Below are 19,460 nucleotides of genomic sequence, written 5' to 3' on the forward strand. Positions count from 1 at the left end.
TCGCTGGCATGCAGGGCAGTTCCCGAGGGCCGTGATTTGGTCTTTAAAGGCTGCCCTGTGATGTTCCGGGCAAGATTGGCAGCGTGACATGTAAATACAAGCAGACCAAACAAAATCTGTAATCTAACATTCATACTGAGTTCATAATTGGCATGTAGAATGAAATCATCTTGATGATAATGGCTCTCATTTAGTTGGGCTTGGAAATGTGGAGAAGGTGGAATTGACAGTGAGACGTCTTATAGCGTTGTTGCTGGTCACTGCGCTTGTCACAGGCATTATGGCCGGCTGTGGAGCGATGGCTATGCAGGAAGAAACAGGCGATGCGGCTATTGCCGTGGTTGATTTTGCACAGAGGAAGATTGGCTTCGATCAATCGCCGGAAAGGATAGTAGCGCTCGGCAACGGCGAGGTGGATATTATCTACGCGCTGGGGGGCGAGGTTGTGGGAAGGCCGCAGGCGGAAGGGAAGCTTGTGAATGAAGCGGCTGGAAAGGCGGAGGAAATAGGTTCGGTACATACTGTGGATCTGGAGAGAATAGCCGCTCTTAAGCCTGATGTCGTGTTGGGCAATTACCCGATCAACGTCAATGACGTGCCTTTGCTTGAAGGGATTGGCGTCAAGGTTGTCTTGACACAGGCCAATTCCATAGACGATATTCGCAGACAAATTCAGCTGTTTGCAGCGATACTGGGGCGGGAGGAGCGGGCGGACGAACTCGTTGCGGAAATGGATACATCGCTGCTGCAATCGGCAGAGCAGCCGGCGGACGAACAGCGCGTGCTCCTCGTATATGGAGCACCGGGTACATACTTGGCGGCGCTGCCCAATTCGCTGGCCGGAAATATATTGGAGGAAGCCGGGGGAACCAATGTCGCGTCTCAGTTCCCAAGCATGCAGAACTTCCCCCAATATGCGCAGCTGAATACGGAGAGGATTGTTCAAGCGGCTCCCGACATCATTCTGATTATGACGCACGGAAGCACGGAAGAAGTAGAAGCAGGCTTCCGGCGGGAGATGGAGAGTAATTCGGCTTGGAGCTCTCTGGAAGCGGTGCGTGACGGCCGTATCCATGTGCTCCCGGCCGAGCTGTTCGGGACAAATCCCGGCACAAGGGTGGCCCAAGCGGTCCTCCATCTGAGGGAGCTGCTGTGGCCATGAATGTAAGCACCAGAAACAAGAGAAGGCGTTGGCTGGGCATTGCAGCAATCCCTGTTGCTACCATCATAGCGCTGTATGGCATGGCAAGCGGGGCGGTGATGATCCCGCTGCCGGAAGTATGGCATGCGCTGCAAGGCAGCGGCGATGCCGTGCATCTTACGATTGTGTGGAATTTGCGTCTGCCGAGAATATTGGTCGGCTTGCTTGCGGGAGCCTGCCTTGCAGCTTCTGGGGCACTGCTGCAAGGGGTGATGCGCAATCCGCTGGCAGACCCCGGCATTATTGGCGTTTCCGCGGGAGGCGGCCTTGCGGCGGTCATTGCACTTGTGCTTTTCCCGCAGTTTTCTTATTTGCTGCCGGCTTTCGCTTTTACGGGCGCACTGATCTCCTCCCTGGTCATTTATGCTCTTGCCTGGGACGGTGGAAGCTCCCCGACAAAAATCGTGCTTGCCGGCATAGCAGTCAATGCGCTGCTTGGCGCGGTGATGAATGGCATTATGGTGCTGAACAGCGATCGTATCCAAAGCGTGATTCCTTGGCTGGCGGGAGGACTTAGCGGCAGAAGCTGGCAGCATTTGACCTTTATGCTGCCATACGCCCTAGTAGGGCTCGCACTGACACCGCTGGCGGCAAAGACCGCCAATCTGCTTGCTCTAGGCGATCAATCGGCGCAATCGCTGGGGCAGCATGTGGAGAGACAACGTTTTCTTATCATTGCGCTCGCTTCTCTGCTGGCCGGTACTGCGGTAAGCGTAGCAGGGCTGGTCGGCTTCGTCGGCTTGCTTGTACCGCATGCGCTGCGGCTCGTCATCGGAGATGATTACCGGTATCTGCTGCCTTTCTCGATTGTGGGAGGAGGGGCTCTCATGGTGCTGGCCGATACGATGGCGAGAAGCTGGTTCGACCCGCTTGAGCTGCCTGCTGGCGTATTGCTTGCCTGCGTAGGTGCGCCGGTATTTCTCATTTTGCTCAAAAAAAGGAGGCTGATTCGTTAAATGGCGGTCGATATCAAAGATTTGTCCTATCAATTCGAACGGTTTCAGCTTCAATCCATCAATGAGTCGCTGCCGAAGGGGCAGATAACGGCCATCGTGGGTCGTAACGGATCAGGCAAATCGACGCTTCTGCGTCTTCTGGCGAATCTGGTCAAGCCGGACGACGGCGAGATTCGTTATATGGGGGAAAGAGCGGACTCCTTCTCCCGCAAGGAGTTTGCCTGCCTCGTATCGCTGTTGGGTCAGGATAAGGGGACGATACCGGACATCACGGTCCGCGAGCTGGTAGTACTCGGCAGATCTCCGCGTCAGCGGTTGTTCCGTCACCGGCTGACGGCTGCGGACGAGAAGGCGGTGGATTGGGCGTTGTCCACTGCCGGCATCCGGCATAACGAGGACAGAATGTTCCATACGCTGTCCGGCGGGGAGCAGCAGAAGGCTCGCATTGCGATGGCGATTGCGCAGGAAGCGGGCATCGTGCTGCTGGATGAGCCGACAACCTATCTGGATCTATCGCACCAGCTCGAGCTGATGGAAATGCTGCGCCGTCTCAATCGCAAGCTTGGCCTTACGATTGTGATGGTCATGCATGATTTGCAGCAAGCGGCGGCTTACAGCCATTACCTGATCGCTATGGATAATGGCAGAATCGCTGCCAGTGGCGCGCCAAAAGAGATTATTGACGGACGTTTTATGCTAAATGTTTTCGGAATAAGGGCCAACATTGATCTTCGAGGCACCTATCCTGTTATAACACCAGTTCCACAACAATTGGAGGAGGAATTAACAATGGTTATCGTGACGAACGTGTCGCAAATTACGAAGGGCAGCGGAGAGAAGCTGATCGAGCGTTTCAACAAGGTAGGCAAGGTAGAGGCCATGGAGGGCTTCATGGGACTTGAGGTATTACTGACGGAAAATACGAAGGAATACGATGAGGTATCGGTTGTCACCCGCTGGGCGAATAAAGACAGCTTCCAGGCCTGGACGCGCAGTGACGCATTCCGTGAATCCCACTCCCATCGTGAGAAGCCGGAATACATTCTTTCGAATAAAATCGTATTTTACGATGTCAAAGTTGTGCGCGAGCCGCTGCCCCAGACGGAAACAGAACCTCAAAGCGTGTAATGGTCTTAAAGCCGGGCTTTCGGGAGACGAGCGGTTTCTCCTGAAGCCTTTTTCCTTGTGATTAGGAACAATATCCAGCATTTGCAAAAAAAGAGATTGACATAAAGACGAATATACTGGTAGCATTATTTCAATTGATAATAATTATCATTATCATAATCGAATGGACTATGATTTGGAAATGAGGTTGAAGGAGCGATGAAGTTTCGAATAACAGCCGCTGGCATAATCGCGGCTTTATGGATAGGGATACTGCTGTTTCCTGCTGTGGCGCTGGGTGCGGCTGAGCTTGAGGATGGGACGTATACTTCCACTTATTTGGTATTGAAAGCGGAGAACGACTCCGTGTCCATGGCCAACGATTATTGGGAAAAGCCCGCGACGATTAAGGTGAAGGACGGCAAAGCAACCGTGCGCCTGACGATCAACCACAGCAAGTGGGTGACGGAATTCAAGGTGCCGGGCAATGGCGGCCACGTCGATGCGAAGGTGATCGTGACGAACAAGAAGGAGGATAAGCGGGTAGTCGAGTTTGCCGCGAATGTTTTGGAACCGATCCTATCCAAAATTCACGTCACGGTAGCGGATATCGATTACGACCACGACTACACGATTCGTATCGTATTTGATCAAGACAGCTTTAAGCTGGTGAAAGCGGCTGACAAAGAGACGGCGCCAGCAGCAACGGCGAAGCCTGCGAAACCGACTGCAGTCGCGGCTTCCGGCAGCAGCGCCACTGAAGCTGGCAGCTCTTCCGGGGCGGAGGCAGCTGTAAGCCCGAAGCCGGCCGCTGCCGGGACGGCGAAGCCTGAGGCGACCGCAAATCCGGGCGCAAATGCGGCTGCAAATGCGACCGCGAAGCCGCCAAAGACGCCAGCTGCTGGTGAAGCTGCAGCTGCGCAGAGTGATAACGCCCGAGGCTCCGGCGGTCAAGCGTCTTCATCTTCAGGCAGCGCGTCTGGCGAAGATGCTGCAGCTGCGACTGAAGCGGGCGCTGTGGGCGAGGTCAGGGATGGAGAAGCTAGTGAAGGCGTATCTGCTGCGGATGGAGTGACTGCAGCGAACGGCGCGGGCATTGAGGCGACCAAGGACGGCGAAGCTGCCGCAGCCGCAGCCGGAACTGGAGCCGGAGCCGGAGACGACGGCACCGGGACAGGCGGTGAAGCGGGGAATGGTGGTTCGACAGGCGGAGAGGAGCCCCAAGAGGGCGATGCAGCTGCCGGTGAGCCGGTTTCAGGCGAGGCGATTGAAACGTTTGCGGCCGCAGGAGATGCTGGTCCGGACATGGTTTCAGCCGGATTTAACTGGCGGACGCCGATTATTGCCTTCCTGCTGCTGCTTGTCGGAGGCGCCTATATTTGGTGGAGAAGAAAGGTGCGGGAATCATGATCGGTTCGTGGAAAGGACGGCTAACGGCTGCTGGATACGGCTGGAGAATCCCCATCATGATCGCTGCGGTTGTACTCTGCCTGGCGGGCTGTGCCGGAGGGGACAGGAATGAGGGCACAGTGGGCGGGAATGCCCCGAGCAGCCCGCAAGTGAACTCGCAAGTGAATTCGCAAGTGATCCCGGATGGAGCAAACGCGATCAATGACGGCAAAAGCGAAGGTGGCGCAGCGAACGATCAGTCTTCGACGTCCAACGGCGGAGAACATCGCATTGTTTCGACGACGGTGGCCATCACGCAAATCATGGATATGCTTGAGATCGATCTTGTGGGTGTTCCGACAAGCGTCAAGACGCTGCCGGAACGATATAAGGGCGTGATGAAGGTCGGCAATCCGATGAGTCCCGATATGGAACTGGTGAAGTCGCTGAAGCCGACGGAGGTGCTGTCCGTCACGACGCTGCAATACGATCTGGAGCCGGTCTTCGAGAATGCCAAGATAGGTGCCGCGTTCCTCGATCTGACGAGTCTTGAGCGCATGCAGGAGGAAATAGTGAAGTTGGGCGACAAGTACGGCAAAAGCGAAAAAGCGGCGGAAATCGTTAGCGAATACGATGCGACGCTGAAGGAGATACGAAGCGTTACCGAAGGCAAGGAAGCGCCGAAAGTCCTTATTTTGCTGGGCGTCCCGGGCAGTTACCTCGTCGCGACGGAGCATTCGTATATCGGCGATCTGGTACGGCTGCTGGGCGGTGTCAACATCGTGCAAGGCGAGAAGGTGGAGTTCCTCGCTTCGAACACGGAATATTTGCATCAGTCCAATCCCGATGTTATATTGCGCGCTGCGCACGGCATGCCGGATGAGGTCGTCAAAATGTTCGACGAGGAATTCAAAAAAAATGATATATGGCGTCATTTCAAGGCGGTGCAGATGGGACAGGTGTACGACCTTCCGGAGCCGCTGTTCGGGACTACCGGCAATCTTGCCGTCGGGGAAGCGCTGAAGGCGCTGCTGCCGATGTTGTATCCCTAGTTTTTTTAGAAGGATTGTGAGTCATGGCCAAAAAAATAAGAGTTTTCGTTGTTACAGCATTGCTATTGATCGCGCTGGTGCTGTATTCCGCAATGACGGGCAGCATCAAGGTCGGCGCCTTGGAGCTTGTGCAAGGATTATTTTACGGGATGAATGAACGGGTGGACATTATTAAGGATTTGCGTTTTCCGCGCATTCTGGTATCGATGATGTCCGGTGCGGCTCTGGCGGTGGCGGGTGCTCTGCTGCAGGCTGTCATGAAAAATCCGCTAGCGGAACCCGGCATCATCGGGATTTCCTCCGGTGCGGGACTCGTTTCGATTACGGTAGTTACGATTTTCCCGGCGCTCTACTTCTGGTCGCCGCTATTCTCAGTACTGGGTGGAGCGCTGGCCTGTTATCTGGTCTATTCCTTGTCCTGGCGCGCGCATCTCAATCCGCTGCGCCTGCTGCTGGTCGGCATTGCAGTCAACGCTACTTTTACAGGACTCGGGCAGTCGTTCAATTATCGTGGCAGCTATGCCGTCACCAGCGTCAATCAGGCGATCTCCTCGATCTTTACGATGAAGACCTGGGAGGATGTATACATACTGGGATTGTTCGGGGGAATCGGACTCCTGCTCGCTCTTTTGCTTGGGAAATGGTGCAATATGCTCGCGTTTCAGGACGAAACGGCACGCAATTTGGGACTTAGGGTTGTACGCGTGCGGCTGGTCATCTCTGCCGTGGCCGTGCTACTGGCATCGGTGGCGACTGCTATCGGAGGCTTGATTATGTTCGCGGGCTTGCTCGTGCCACATATCGGAAGAGCGCTGGTCGGCTCCAACTACAAGCTGCTGATCCCTTTCTCCGCGCTGGGAGGCGCCATACTTATTCTGGCTGCGGATACGATTGGACGGACGGTGCTGGCACCTGCGGAAATACCCGCTTCCATCATTATGGCGGTCATAGGCGGTCCTTTTCTCATAGTCATGCTGAAGAAGAGCGACAAGCTGTATCAGTAACTGGCTGGCAGCTGCCGTCAAGGAGGTTTGGAACTGGCGATGAAGCAATTGCTTATTACGGACGACGATTACAATAGCCGCGCTCTGCTGGGCCACTATATGACCAAAGAAGGCTTCCGTGTGCTGGAGGCGCAAAATGGCCGGGAGGCGATGCAGGTGCTGGAAAGTCAGGCTGTCGATCTGGTCATTATGGATATTATGATGCCAGAGGTGGATGGGCTGGCGTTGTGCGAATACACGCGCAAAAATTACGATATTCCGATTATCATTTTGTCTGCCCGGGACCAGCTTAGCGATAAGGAGCAGGGGTATTTAAGCGGTACGGACGATTATGTGACAAAGCCGTTCGAGCTTCCGGAGCTGTTGTTTCGAGTCAAAGCGCTGTTTCGCCGGTATTCGTTCGCGTCCAGTGACAAGATCCGGTTGAACCGGCTCGTCATCGACCGCAAAAATTATGAAGTGGTGAACGGTGACGAAGTGCTGCTTCTTCCTTTGAAGGAGTTCGAGCTGCTGGCCCAACTTGCTGAATATCCGGGACGGGTGTTCTCGCGGGATGAGCTTATTTATTTGATCTGGGGTTCCGATTACGGCGGAGACGAACGGACGGTCGATGTACATATCAAGAGGTTGCGGCAAAGGTTCGACGGCGGCTTCCGGATCCATACGATAAGGGGCATCGGCTATAAGCTTGAGGTGCTGGAGCAATGAGATCATTGTATTTTCGCGTATTCCTAATCACACTGTATACGATTATTATCAGCAGCTTCCTCGGCTTCTACATAGCCAACGTATATTATCATTGCTCCTTGAAGCCTTATCAGGATGCTAAGCTGTTCGAAACGGTCTTGCATCTTAAAGCACACATCGAGCGTCACCCGGAGGCCATGGGCGATCTGCTGCATACCTCGGCCATGCTGGGCTACCAGCTGTATGCATACGATGAAGCCGGCAATGACTACTTCTACGGAAGAGCGTTCGGAAAAAACGATCTTTCCGCCGACGTCAAGAAGAGTGTGCTGGAAGGGAATGAATACCACGGCGTTGCTGAGTATCCGAACAAGCCGTTCGCTTCCGGTTATTTCGATAGCCACCTGAGCAATTCCGTGGGCGTACACGTAACGGCAGGGGCCGAACGGTACGCTCTTTTCCTGCGTCATGACAGCAATGTTCATTTTGATGAGCTAAGAAAGTTCTTTTTGCTGATGTTTGTGATGACGGTATTATTCAGTGTGCCTTATTTCATGTTGAGTACGCGCTATCTGGTGCAGCCGATCATTCAGTTGAAGGAAGCGACTAAGCGGATTGCGCAAGGGCGATACAATCTTCGGCTGCCGACCAAACGGAAGGATGAAATCGGCCAGCTGGCGTCCCATTTTCAGAAAATGAGTCTGGAGCTGGAACGTGCTGACCGCCGCACGAAGGAATTTGTCGCCAATGTCTCGCACGAAATCCATTCGCCGCTTGCTTCGATTCAAGGGTATGCCGATTCGCTGCTTGGCAAGGATACCGAACCGGACCGGATTCGCCAATATGCTGCCATTATCGGGCAGGAGACCCGGCATTTGGCTACGCTGAGCAGGCAGCTTCTGCTGCTCTCGATGCTGGAGCATCCCGGTCATGAGCCGGAGAAGAAGAGCTTTCCGCTGCAGCCGCAGCTAAGGCAGACGCTTCAGCTCCTGGAATGGCAGCTTGCGGAGAAGGAGATTGCGGTAAGGCTGCTCATACCTTCGGGTCTGCACGTATATGGCGACGAAGTACTGCTGATGCAGGTATGGTCCAATCTGCTTTCCAATGCCGTCAAGCATATCCCTGCGGGGCGTTCGATTCAGGTTCAAGCGCACCGTGAGGATGGATGCTGCGTTATGACCATAGCTGATACGGGCGATGGCATTCCGGAGGAGGAGCTGCCGCTTATCTACGACCGGTTCTACCGGGGTGACAAGTCGCGAGAGCGGAAGTCTGGCAGCATTGGGCTTGGTCTGTCCATCGTGCAGCACATCGTTCATCAGCATGGCGGAACCATCGAAGCGCAGAGCCGGCCGGGGGTGGGAACCACATTTGTGGTGCGGCTGCCGGACGAGTAGTAGGGAGATGCTAAGTATGGCGGTGTAGAGCAAGGATTTGCCGCAAGTGTATACAGCTTTCCCCAAAAGTGAGCGTTTGTCCCGAGCCGATCTGACCTTGCCAGAAGGCTCGCGCCCGCGCTTGCGCTCAGCGGTTTATAAGGCTATTTTTGTGTTGACCTTTAATTAGTGATTTGTTATACTTTAATTGGTTAGACCATAGTATGTTTATGGTTGGATTTGGATGGATTTGCAGTACGTTATAATCAATAACAGCAAGCGCAATCATATTTGTATAATGGGAGATGTTAACGATGAAAAACGGATTTTATCCGGCGTTAGGAACGCCACTGGACGAGAATGGAAATGTGATTGCATCAAGCTTAAGCTTGCATGTGGAGGATCAGATCAAGGGGAATGCAGCGGGCTTGCTGGTAATGGGATCCATGGGGAACCAGTCAAGTATTAAAAATAGTGAATACGCCAAAGTGGCACAAATTGCAACAGAAGCAGCTAAAGGGGCATGCCCTGTGTTTGTAGGGGTTATGGATAACTCCATTGATAGAGTGCTTGAACGTATTGAGAGCCTTAAGGGATTGAACATTGATGGCGTGGTTGCTACTACTCCTTTTTATTACGGGCTGAATCAGAGTGATGTGAAAAGATTTTTTGAAGGCATTGCCGCAGCATCACCGTTTCCGGTGTACATGTACGATTTGCCTGGAGTAACCAAAACGAAGATTGATGCTGGCACAGCAGCGCAATTGATGACCGTGAACAATATTGTCGGCATCAAAACTGGCGATCTGCCAACAGCAAGAGTGCTGCACCGTCTGCAGCCTGAGACGAATCCGAACTTCGACATCTTGTTTAGCGGCTTGGATGTATTTGATGCTGCTTACGGTTTTGGATTAACGAAACAGCTGGATGGTATGTTTTCTTCTACGACGCCGATCAACGCGAAGCTGTATGATAGTCTTGCGCAAGGTGATATGGCCACTGCCAGTCAATGTTTGGACGACATTTTATTACTGAGGAATACTTTTATCAGCGTAGGTGTGTTCGCGGGCTTCTCTTATTCGATGAATTTGCTAGGCTTCTCAGGCAGCTTTGCTCCTGATTATTCGGCTGTATTGGATGACGCGCAGAAAGAAACGGTTAAACAGTGCATGACGCAGTTAAAATTAATTTAATAATACGGTCTCTATGTACACACGAAGATGAAATTAACAAAAAATCCTTATCTGCTGATGGCCTTATTGTTAACGCTCTGGGGATCGTTTGCGGTTGCGAGTAAGTTCGCGCTGCAGTCCCTTGACAACTTTCAATTGCAGTTTTACATGTTTGGCTCGGCTATCATTGTGCTTACCCCGTTATTCATAATAAGCGGAAGAATGAAGCGGCTGCTTGCCCTTCCCCGCAAGGAAGCCGGCAAGCTGGTCTTGTATGGTGTACCCTCTTACTTGTACTATTTGTTTTATATTTTGGCGCTGAATCTGATTCCGGCCATCGAAGCTTCGATGCTGAACTACATGTTTCCGATTCTGATCGTCGTCCTGTCGGTTCCGATGAATGGGGAGAAGCTGACTGGTGCTATCGTGCTGGCAGCCTTGCTTGGCTGTGCAGGTATGATCTTCATTGTAACAGGCGGATCTTTGGCTGAGCTGCAGTTAAGTAATGTTGCCGGGGATTTGTTTGCTCTGGGGGGCGCGTTTTGCTGGGCGTTATTTTCTAACCTGGGCAAAAGAAACCACGTGGATGCCGACCTGAGCAACTATGTCTACACATTGACAGGCTTCGTATTATCAACCGTGACCTTATTGATCTTCTCGAAATTTACACTTCCTGACTGGACGTCGTCGGCATGGGTCATTTGGCTAGGTGTCAGCAATATTGTACTGGCTTATTATTTATGGTTTAGGGGGCTGCAATCTTCCTCGGCATCATTAATTGCCAGCCTTTCGTTCCTGGCACCATTCTTTACGCTGATGTTTATCGTTATTTTCCTTGATGAACAGTTAGCGGCCGGTCAATTTTTTGGCTTGCTGCTCATTATGACCGGGATTGTCATTCAGGTGGCGAGTGAGAAGCGGGGAAAACGAAGTGTTTCCATGTGACGGTAAGGGTAAGTGTTAAGGTTATTGGCTGTTTTTAGCCAGTAGCCTTTTTTTTATGAAAATAATGGGAAATAAGTTTGGGAAGAAGCCTGAAGTATGGGAGCAAAGTAGTGGCAAAGTGCGAAAGCTGATCGTTACGGACATGAGGGCCGTTATTTGTGTCAAATTCCCCTATTTAGGGAAGCTTACGGACCTCAGATCCTTTATTCGCCTTGGCTGGGGGTTTTTGGTCTCCTTTTGATTCAAATAAGGGATCTGATGTCCGTAGCGATCCCAAAAGGACCTTAATTATCACAAATAGCGCATCTCATGTCCGTAAGCTGCTTGGGCTTGCTTCCGTCATGGTCTGAACGCCTCCAGTCTCTTCGTTTTGTCCATTCCTACTGCATATCCTCACTGTGCAGTCTCCGGAATTCGCTGGGGGGAATGCCGGCGCATTTTTTGAACATGCGGATAAATGAGTTGGCATTTTGATAGCCGACTTGCGATGCGATCTCATGAATTTTATATTCGGACTTACGCAGCATGTCCTTGGCTTTAGTGATGCGTATATCATTCAGGAATGTGCTGAAATTTACCCCTTTTTTCTCCTTAAAATAAATCGACAGGTACCCGCTTGATAAGTTTAATTTGTTAGCAATCAGCTCCAGAGAGATATCTTCGCCGTAATGATTGATCAAGTAATCGGTGATATAATCGATGATCGGTTCTTTCTCCGATTTTTTGCTGGCTATCAATTGAACGGCCTCGGCCAGAAAATGTTCAAAAAATACTTTGTAATCCTCAATGGTAGTAAAATCTTTAATTTGTTGATAAGGCGAGTTAGCCGCGAGCAGCGAGCTGACCTGCACATTTTCCAGAATAAGCGTTTTCAACACTTTGGAGATGACTTCCTCAGCAAATTGATTGTATTGATAAGCAGACGCTTCCTTTTTACTCATCTTGTCCAGTAATTGCCCAACCAAATGCACTACATTCGCTACATTCCCCGCCTGTAAATGAACAGTTAATTCCTGCTCCTGAGCTGGTGTATAAAGCAGCTCGAAATGTGCCGGACTCAGCTCGGTCATGATTTGCGTTTCGTCGTTCAGCTTTCTTTGCCGGACGATCTGCACGCATTGCTCGTAAGATTCGCTCAGCTCCAGCGACTTCTTTTGTTCAGGATTAACAGCTATCGTCAGAAAGCAGTATTCCTTGTCTCTATCGAACATCTGCTTGAAGGACTGCAATGCCCCGATCATTTGTGCAGCGAGCTGTTCCTCAAAAATAAGCGAGACGACCTGATTTTTTTCGACCGGAAAAGTAACGGAATCACGAAAATGCTCGTTTATGTTCACATAAATGAATTCCCGGATAAAGTTGGATGCCTTGCTATGTTCCTCTGCTGTATGGCTAATCTTAAACTGTCGGGTGAAGGTTAGCTCGAACAAAATGATATAGAAAGGTTTTGTGTTACTAATCAATTCCTGAATCTCATGAAAGTTGGAGCCTATGCTCTTGATTTTGTTCATATAGCCGTAATGGATCAGCAAGGAGTTCTTGCGCTTCAGATCTTTACGGAGATCCTCGATGGAATGAATGATTTTCTGGACTGGATTGTTGAACTTCATGCTGAGCACTACAGAAATAACGATGCTGATAACCAGTGTAGCAATAAAAATAAGGATGAACACAAATTGCAGCCGAAACACTTCATCGGCGATTTTCTGGTTCGGGATAATGTTCATATAGGTGAACCCTGTGCTTGGTCCCGTCTTGTAAAAGTAGTAATGCTCATCTTTTTTGACATATCCAGATGGTTGGTTGGGCCAGGCTGCATCTATGCTGCTTCTGTTCCCGATCGGTTCGCTGGTCGAAGCAAAGAGGTAGTCGTGCTTGCTGTTCATAATAAAAAAACTGTCGCTGGATGAGATATGGAAATTAGTGAAGACATCTGAGGCGTCCAGCATGGCGATAATGGATACCCGGTTGTCGATATTATTCTTGATGAAGATGGGGAAAAGGGTTCCTTTGGCCAACTTTTTATCATATTTGATTTCACTGAATTCAGCTGCCGGAAACAGTTTAAGATGATAGTTTTCCTGGAATTGTTTTTCCCAGAATGAAATGTCATAGTCGGGAGTGACGTAATAGTTGCCAAACATTTGGCTGACGCTGCTCTTTCCGCCCTTATCAATGATAGAGTCACTTTCTTTAAAATAAATCAGAACATTGTCAAGGTACAAATAGGGATTGGATATGAGCGTGTTCAACTGATCAGTCAACTGGTTGATGAGTTCGGAATTAGCTGCATTCATTTCCCGGTCTGTGAGCAATTCGACTACCGGATTAAACTGGAGCCCCGTCAAGAGGTTGTCGATCAATTCCAGATGCCCCTCGTAGCTATCCACTGTTTTTTTTAAATTCAGGCTGTTTTGTTTAATAATTTCGTTTTGAATGTTATTTTTGAAGAAAGACAAGGAGAGGAAATTGAACGACAGCAGCAGGATGGTCAGAAGCAGAAAGCTGGACAGCAGCTTGACGAACAATCCATTTTTTTGAAAACGAGACAGGTGTGATTTGAGCATGCATTCCATTCCTCCCGATTGTTTATGCTTGCAGGGGGACCTAAATTGAATGTAATCGAAAAGCCTCTGTAATACAAGGGTGCGGTATATTCTTTTTCTTATGCGGTATACAATTTTTTATATTTATAAGTCACAGCTAGCCTTATAAAGAGATGCAACTATCTTTCTTCTGTGGATTTATATATATTGGCCTTGTAAGGAAATTCAGGAATTTAAAAGGAGGTCATTCAGTGTTTATTGACATTCATGCACACGCTTACAGAAAGCCGGACCCTTATTTTCGTTTTGGTACAGCAGAAGATTTAATAAGAAAGTATGATGAATTGGGAATTGAAAAAGGGGTCGTGCTCCCGATTGTGAGTCCGGAAATTTATATGCCTCAAGCTAATGAGGACATCCTGGACATGGCAGAAGCTTACCCGGACAGATTGATCCCGTACTGCAATGTGGATCCGCGCGCTTTGACCAATTCTGCGGATGCTCCGCTGGATAAGGTGCTTTCCTATTATAAGGAAAAGGGCTGCAAAGGCGTGGGGGAAGTGATGCTGAATCTTCCGCTGATGGATCCGCTCGTTCAAAATTTGTTTCGGCATGCGGAGAAGGTAGGGCTGCCGATCGTGTTTGACGGGACGGATCAGATTGGCGGCGACTTCGGCCTGTATGACGATCCCGGCTTGCCTCAATTAGAGCATACGCTGCAAAGGTTCCCGGATCTGCTTATTTTTGGCCATGGGCCAGTATTCTGGTCAGAAATCGGACGGCTGGAGACGCCAGGCGAAAGAGCTATTATTTATGATCTGAAGGGTCACCAAGTGGGGCGCTTGCCGGATGGTCCGATCAAGGAAGAAGGTGTCGTGCCGAAGCTGATGCGAAGATACCCGAATCTTCGCGGCGATCTGGCCGATGGCACAGCGTACAATGCGCTTAACCGCGATCACGAATACGGTCCGAAGTTTCTTGAGGAGTTTCAGGACAGAATTTACTTCGGCACCGATATTATTTCCCCCGGTTCAGTCGTTCATCTGGTTGATCTGCTTATCCAGTGGAGGGATTCTGGCAAGATCAGCGAAACTGTATTTAATAAGGTGGCCAGAGAGAACGCTAAAAAATTGCTCGGACTTGAGTGAACAAATTGCTGTGAGGTGATAGCCCATGATGGAAAGAAATTATGAGTTTCGACGACGGCTGAATGTGGTCCATCGGCCGGACCGCCGCGATTATGAGTTACATGCGCAGCCGGATGACATTGTCATTGATGGTACCTGGAGTATTATCGTTGACCAAAAGGCGAGTCCGCTTGTGCTGAATGTCGCCAAGGATTTACAAGACTATCTGTTCACCAGTATGCAGATATCTGTATTGCTGCGCAAAGTACCCGATGTTACGGTTGCAGCACATTCGCAGGCTAAAGTAATTGTGCTGGCGACCCGTGATGAGCTGCGGGAAACCGGCGCCGCACTCTCGGTATCCCGCAGCTATCGGGTGATCATTGCCGATGATCGTGTGCTGATATGCGGCTGCGATGCTCACGGAGCTGCACAGGGCAGCTACTACTTGGAGGATCTGATGAATTTGCGGGAAAGTCCGTTTCTGTCCCCGCAGGATGAGATACGCGAGCCGATTTTTTCCCCCCGCATGGTTCATTCCGGCTGGGGACTCGACCAGTATCCGGATTCGCATCTGAATGCGATGGCACATAGCGGCATAGATGCGATTCTGCTTTTTGTCAGCGGGGTGGATCGTACCCCCACAGGATATATGGATTTCAACGAGCTAGTGGATCGCGCTGAAACTTTTGGACTTGATGTATATGTGTACAGCTACCTGGAAAGTGCCCTACATCCTTCTGAGCCCGAGGCAGAAGCCTATTACAACAGCACCTATGGAGAGATATTCCGGCACTGCCCCCGGTTCAAAGGTGTCATTCTCGTTGGGGAATCCTGCGAATTTCCCAGCAAGGATGAGCATACAACGAAGGCGCTGCGGAAGCATGCTCCTCCGAACAGTTCCAAACCAAGCCCGGGCTGGTGGCCTTGCTACGATTATCCGGAATGGCTGGAGATGATCCAGAGAACGGTTCGCCAGCATCGCCCGGATGCGGATATCGTGTTCTGGACCTACAATTGGGGCTGGGCGCCGGAGAAGGACCGGCTGGCTCTGATTCGGCAATTGCCGCAGGATATTACCTTGCAGGTGACGTTTGAAATGTTTGAGCAGATCAAGCGTGAGCAAATTACAAGTGTATGTGTGGATTATACGGTCTCATTCGAAGGCCCGGGTCAATATTTCAGCAGTGAGGCCAAAGTGGCGCATGAGCGGGGGATTAAGCTGTACACCATGTGCAATACAGGCGGATTGACCTGGGATTTTGGCGTTATTCCGTATGAGCCTGTGCCCTATCAATGGGCAAGAAGGCATGAGGCGCTTCATAAAGCACACCAGGATTGGGGCTTGTCAGGTCTGATGGAATCGCATCATTTTGGCTGGTGGCCTTCCTTTCTGAGCGATTTTGCGAAGCAGGCCTATTGGAGTCCGCGCGCAACAGCGGAGGTAATTGACGAAGCGATTGCCTGCCGCGATTACGGTATCGCCGCGGCTCCGCTGGTGCTGGCAGCCTGGCAGGATTGGAGTGAAGCGATTCGGGACTATATTCCGACCAACGAGGATCAATATGGCCCTTTTCGCATCGGGCCGTCATATCCGCTTGTGTTCAAGCGGGAGGCTACACCACCCGCGGCCTGGCATGCGATGTTCGGAACTTTGATCCTGAATACCAATTATCAGCCGACGGAAAGTCCCCGGAAATCTCCCGGGGTACAGCGGATCGATGTTGAAATGAGCAGCCTGCAGCGGATGAAGGAGCGTTGGCAGAAGGGACTGCTTGCTCTGGAGCAGGCCGAAGCGGCTGCCGTGGCGAAGAAGAGGGGAGCGGTGCAGGAGCTCCACCGCCTGGGGGCTTTCATCCGGTGCTGTCTGCAAACGACCTTGCATGTGAAGCAGTGGTGGAAGCTGAAGCAGGCCCTGCCTCTGCAAACCACATCAGAAGCAGCGAACGGGATATTGGACGAGATGCAAGAGATCGCTGAGCTGGAAATCGCGAATGCGGAGGCTGCTATTCCTTTGGTAGAAGCCGACTCCCGTCTGGGATGGGAGCCCAGCATGGAATATATGACGGACGCCGCTCATTTGCATTGGAAAATAGAGCAGGTCCGTCATGTGATCGATACGGAAATTCCTGCTTATCGCCAATCGCTTCAGCTAAGCGATACTCACTGATGATGTTCCGAAGCCTTAGAATGTAGGCGGAAAACCAGGAGCCGTCTGCTGAGCGTACGGCTCCGAAAAATACATGTACCGGGAGGGCAACGATTTATGAAAAACCGTGTCATGCCAATCGTATTGTCGTTGATCATGGTGTTGACGATCCTGCTAGCCGCCTGTTCATCCAAAACTGCGGACCCGACAACAAACCCGACAACAGACCTGAACACAGTACCCTCAACCAGCACGAATTCCCCTGGAGGCGTGAAGGGGAAATATGACCCGCCGATCGAATTGACTACCGTTATGTACAATTTCAATTATCCCAAGTTCGGCGAAGGGGACAGCCTTAACAACAATCCGTGGACGCGATATTTGCTGGAGCAGGATGGCATCAAAGTGAATCATCTCTGGGATGTGGCATCCGCGCAATATGAGCAGAAGGTTAACCTGATGATCGCCTCAGGCAATATCCCGGATTTTTTTGCGGTTAGCCCTTTGCAGTTCAAGCAGCTGCACAATGCAGGGCTTATTGAAGATTTGACACATTCTTATGAACAATATGCGACAGAGGAAACGAAGCAGGTGATCCAGGATGCGGGGCCGGAGGTTATCCAATCCGCTATTATTGACGGAAAACTGATGGCCATACCATGGTCAGGTGAAAATCTGGTGTATTCGCCTTCGGTATTATGGGTGCGCAGCGATTGGATGGAGCAGTTGAAGCTGTCGCCGCCGCAATCGATGAACGATGTGCTGCATATTGCCGAGGCTTTCACCAAGCAGGATCCTGACGGCAACAAGCAGGACGACACCTTCGGACTGGCCATGGACAAAAATTTCGACATGATGACCGGCTTCTTGAATGCGTATCATGCTTACAAAGGAATCTGGATGGAGGATGGGGCCGGACGACTGGCTTACAGCAGTATTCAACCGGAAATGAAAACAGCATTGGCCAAGCTTCAGGAGATGTATGCAGCCAGACAGCTCGATCCCGAATTCGGCATCAAAGACTATGCCAAAGTGGAGGAAAGCATAGGTTCCGGCAAAATTGGCCTGATCTTCGGAAATATCGGCACCTCTGAGCTTACACAAAGGCTGACACCGGCCATCGACTGGATACCGTATCCTGTGCCCTCCATCGATGACAAGCCAGCGCTGATGCAGCATCCGCTTAACATTGCGGGTTACTATTGGGTCGTCAAAAAGGGTACTAAAAACGTCGAAGCGATCTATCAGATGATTCAAGTATGGCTGGATCTGTTCTACAACAATACTTCAGATGAGATGTACGCGCAGTACAACGCGACCAGCGACACCGGGTACTGGATGAACGCTCCAATCCGTATTTACAAAACGTTCAAGGATGTTGATATTTACCGTCATCTGAAGCCGCTGCTGGAAAGCAGTGATAAAGAACATGCAGATGTAAGCGAATTAACGCCTGAGGAGCGCGACTTCTACGCCAGGATTCTGGATTTCGAAAAAGGAAATTCCGACAACCGGTGGGTATATTGGAAGGAAGGGCTGAACAGCAGCGCCAAAGTGATCGATGGCTATATAACTAACAAACAGTATCAGCCAGATAAATTCATTATTACGCCAACACCTGCAATGATTCAAAAAAAGCCGAATCTGGATAAAATGGAAAATCAAATGATCAGCAAAATTATACTCGGCGGTTCTCTTGACGAATTTGATAAATTTGTGAGTGAGTGGAAAAAACTCGGAGGAGACGACATTACGAAAGAAGTCAACGATTGGTATGCCAATAAATAAAGGCCGCCATCGTCCTTACGTCACTTCTTAAGGAGGAGTCGGCTTTGAATAAACGTTTTACGTCTGAAATGCCGCTGCACCTGATGATTTTACCCGGATTTATCCTTGTATTTATTTATCAGTATATTCCTATGTACGGTGTGCTCATGGCCTTTCAAAACTATATACCGGCCAAAGGCATATGGGGCTCTGAATGGGTCGGGCTCGATAATTTCAAATATATCTTCAGTCTGCCTGATACCATCCAGGTCATTTGGAATACGATATTTATCGCAATGCTGAAAATTGTAGCAGGTCTGGTCGTTCCCATCGTTACTTCGATCATGTTGAATGAAATCGGCAGAGCGTACTTCAAGCGCATGCTGCAGACTTTAATCTACATTCCCCATTTCTTATCGTGGGTCATTTTGGGCGGCATTCTGATCGATTTGTTGTCGCCCTCCCAAGGGCTGGTCAATCAGTTTTTGACGGGGATTGGGCTGCAGCCGATTTTTTTCCTGGGTGATAATACATGGTTTCCGTATACCCTGATGATATCAGATACCTGGAAGGAGTTCGGTTTCAGCACGATTGTGTATTTGGCGGCACTGGCCGGTATCAATCCTTCCCTCTATGAAGCGGCAGTTATTGATGGAGCCGGGCATTGGAGAAGAACATGGCATATTACTTTGCCTGGTCTTAGGCCGATCATTGTACTGCTTGTTACTTTAAGTCTGGGGCAAGTTCTGAATGCCGGATTCGAGCAGGTTTTCGTCTTATATAGTCCTCAAGTATATGATAGCGGAGATATTCTGGATACTTTGGTGTATCGCATGGGCTTAGTGGACTTGAATTACAGCATTGCAACGGCAATTGGGTTGTTTAAATCTGTCGTATCGCTCTTGTTGATTGGTGCTTCTTATTGGCTGGCTTATCGCTGGGCGAACTACCGGATCTTTTAGAGAGGAGACCTGATCCGCCA

At 50.5% G+C, this 19,460-nt stretch carries 15 protein-coding genes; 14 read left to right on the top strand and 1 reads right to left on the bottom strand.

Annotation, left to right across the window (positions count from 1 at the left end):
* Positions 1 to 229 precede the first annotated feature (229 nt).
* From J2Z66_RS23045 to J2Z66_RS23090, 10 genes are all read left to right on the top strand, one after another.
* Positions 230 to 1,162, top strand: coding sequence for an ABC transporter substrate-binding protein (locus J2Z66_RS23045; RefSeq protein WP_312894727.1), 933 nt, complete (start codon positions 230 to 232; stop codon positions 1,160 to 1,162).
* Positions 1,159 to 2,157, top strand: a complete 999-nt coding sequence (locus J2Z66_RS23050; RefSeq protein WP_209974787.1) for a FecCD family ABC transporter permease — start codon at positions 1,159 to 1,161, stop codon at positions 2,155 to 2,157. The genes J2Z66_RS23045 and J2Z66_RS23050 overlap by 4 nt, the downstream gene beginning before the upstream one ends.
* A complete protein-coding gene (gene isdG / locus J2Z66_RS43530) occupies positions 2,158 to 3,285 on the top strand; it encodes a heme oxygenase (protein WP_209974790.1) in 1,128 nt (375 codons plus the stop codon). It abuts the gene before it with no gap.
* Between the two features lie 198 nt (positions 3,286 to 3,483).
* Positions 3,484 to 4,674, top strand: coding sequence for a heme uptake protein IsdC (gene isdC / locus J2Z66_RS23060; protein WP_209974792.1), 1,191 nt, complete (start codon positions 3,484 to 3,486; stop codon positions 4,672 to 4,674).
* Between the two features lie 56 nt (positions 4,675 to 4,730).
* A complete protein-coding gene (gene isdE / locus J2Z66_RS23065; protein ID WP_209974952.1) occupies positions 4,731 to 5,705 on the top strand; it encodes a heme ABC transporter substrate-binding protein IsdE in 975 nt (324 codons plus the stop codon).
* 23 nt (positions 5,706 to 5,728) lie between these two features.
* Complete coding sequence (locus J2Z66_RS23070; RefSeq protein ID WP_209974793.1) at positions 5,729 to 6,709, top strand: FecCD family ABC transporter permease; 981 nt, start codon at positions 5,729 to 5,731, stop codon at positions 6,707 to 6,709.
* A 33-nt stretch (positions 6,710 to 6,742) separates the two neighbouring features.
* Positions 6,743 to 7,417, top strand: a complete 675-nt coding sequence (locus J2Z66_RS23075; protein ID WP_245375778.1) for a response regulator transcription factor — start codon at positions 6,743 to 6,745, stop codon at positions 7,415 to 7,417.
* Positions 7,414 to 8,793 carry a sensor histidine kinase gene (locus tag J2Z66_RS23080; RefSeq protein ID WP_209974797.1) on the top strand — a complete coding sequence of 460 codons (1,380 nt, stop codon included), beginning with the start codon at positions 7,414 to 7,416 and terminating at the stop codon, positions 8,791 to 8,793. The genes J2Z66_RS23075 and J2Z66_RS23080 overlap by 4 nt, the downstream gene beginning before the upstream one ends.
* A 293-nt stretch (positions 8,794 to 9,086) precedes the next feature.
* Positions 9,087 to 9,965 carry a dihydrodipicolinate synthase family protein gene (locus J2Z66_RS23085; RefSeq protein WP_209974799.1) on the top strand — a complete coding sequence of 293 codons (879 nt, stop codon included), beginning with the start codon at positions 9,087 to 9,089 and terminating at the stop codon, positions 9,963 to 9,965.
* A gap of 27 nt (positions 9,966 to 9,992) precedes the next feature.
* A complete protein-coding gene (locus J2Z66_RS23090; protein WP_209974801.1) occupies positions 9,993 to 10,889 on the top strand; it encodes a DMT family transporter in 897 nt (298 codons plus the stop codon).
* A gap of 380 nt (positions 10,890 to 11,269) precedes the next feature.
* On the opposite strand, the gene J2Z66_RS23095 is transcribed toward J2Z66_RS23090, so the two are convergent.
* A complete protein-coding gene (locus J2Z66_RS23095) occupies positions 11,270 to 13,456 on the bottom strand; it encodes a helix-turn-helix domain-containing protein (RefSeq protein ID WP_209974803.1) in 2,187 nt (728 codons plus the stop codon).
* Positions 13,457 to 13,686: 230 nt separating this feature from the next.
* Between J2Z66_RS23095 and J2Z66_RS23100 the strand changes: the two genes are divergently transcribed.
* The 4 genes from J2Z66_RS23100 (at position 13,687) to J2Z66_RS23115 (ending at position 19,440) form a co-directional block, all read left to right on the top strand.
* Complete coding sequence (locus J2Z66_RS23100; protein WP_209974805.1) at positions 13,687 to 14,583, top strand: amidohydrolase family protein; 897 nt, start codon at positions 13,687 to 13,689, stop codon at positions 14,581 to 14,583.
* A 25-nt stretch (positions 14,584 to 14,608) separates the two neighbouring features.
* Positions 14,609 to 16,732, top strand: coding sequence for a hypothetical protein (locus tag J2Z66_RS23105; protein WP_209974807.1), 2,124 nt, complete (start codon positions 14,609 to 14,611; stop codon positions 16,730 to 16,732).
* A 96-nt stretch (positions 16,733 to 16,828) separates the two neighbouring features.
* Positions 16,829 to 18,499 (top strand): extracellular solute-binding protein, encoded by a 1,671-nt coding sequence (locus tag J2Z66_RS23110; protein WP_209974809.1) that lies wholly within the window; start codon positions 16,829 to 16,831, stop codon positions 18,497 to 18,499.
* Positions 18,500 to 18,567: 68 nt separating this feature from the next.
* On the top strand, positions 18,568 to 19,440 hold the full coding sequence (locus tag J2Z66_RS23115; RefSeq protein ID WP_209974953.1) for an ABC transporter permease: 873 nt from the start codon (positions 18,568 to 18,570) through the stop codon (positions 19,438 to 19,440).
* Positions 19,441 to 19,460 lie beyond the last annotated feature (20 nt).

Origin of the sequence: Paenibacillus eucommiae (assembly GCF_017874215.1) — a bacterium.
Lineage (GTDB): Bacteria > Bacillota > Bacilli > Paenibacillales > NBRC-103111 > Paenibacillus_AI > Paenibacillus_AI eucommiae.

Bases quoted from the DNA above. Each gene is read 5' to 3' on its own strand.
- J2Z66_RS23110 (WP_209974809.1), top strand. From the start codon at position 16,829: ATGAAAAACCGTGTCATGCCAATCGTATTGTCGTTGATCATGGTGTTG.
- J2Z66_RS23080 (WP_209974797.1), top strand. From the start codon at position 7,414: ATGAGATCATTGTATTTTCGCGTATTCCTAATCACACTGTATACGATT.
- J2Z66_RS23070 (WP_209974793.1), top strand. From the start codon at position 5,729: ATGGCCAAAAAAATAAGAGTTTTCGTTGTTACAGCATTGCTATTGATC.
- J2Z66_RS23050 (WP_209974787.1), top strand. From the start codon at position 1,159: ATGAATGTAAGCACCAGAAACAAGAGAAGGCGTTGGCTGGGCATTGCA.
- J2Z66_RS23105 (WP_209974807.1), top strand. From the start codon at position 14,609: ATGATGGAAAGAAATTATGAGTTTCGACGACGGCTGAATGTGGTCCAT.
- isdC (WP_209974792.1), top strand. From the start codon at position 3,484: ATGAAGTTTCGAATAACAGCCGCTGGCATAATCGCGGCTTTATGGATA.
- J2Z66_RS23095 (WP_209974803.1), bottom strand. From the start codon at position 13,456: ATGCTCAAATCACACCTGTCTCGTTTTCAAAAAAATGGATTGTTCGTC.
- J2Z66_RS23090 (WP_209974801.1), top strand. From the start codon at position 9,993: ATGAAATTAACAAAAAATCCTTATCTGCTGATGGCCTTATTGTTAACG.
- J2Z66_RS23115 (WP_209974953.1), top strand. From the start codon at position 18,568: ATGCCGCTGCACCTGATGATTTTACCCGGATTTATCCTTGTATTTATT.
- isdE (WP_209974952.1), top strand. From the start codon at position 4,731: ATGATCGCTGCGGTTGTACTCTGCCTGGCGGGCTGTGCCGGAGGGGAC.
- J2Z66_RS23085 (WP_209974799.1), top strand. From the start codon at position 9,087: ATGAAAAACGGATTTTATCCGGCGTTAGGAACGCCACTGGACGAGAAT.
- isdG (WP_209974790.1), top strand. From the start codon at position 2,158: ATGGCGGTCGATATCAAAGATTTGTCCTATCAATTCGAACGGTTTCAG.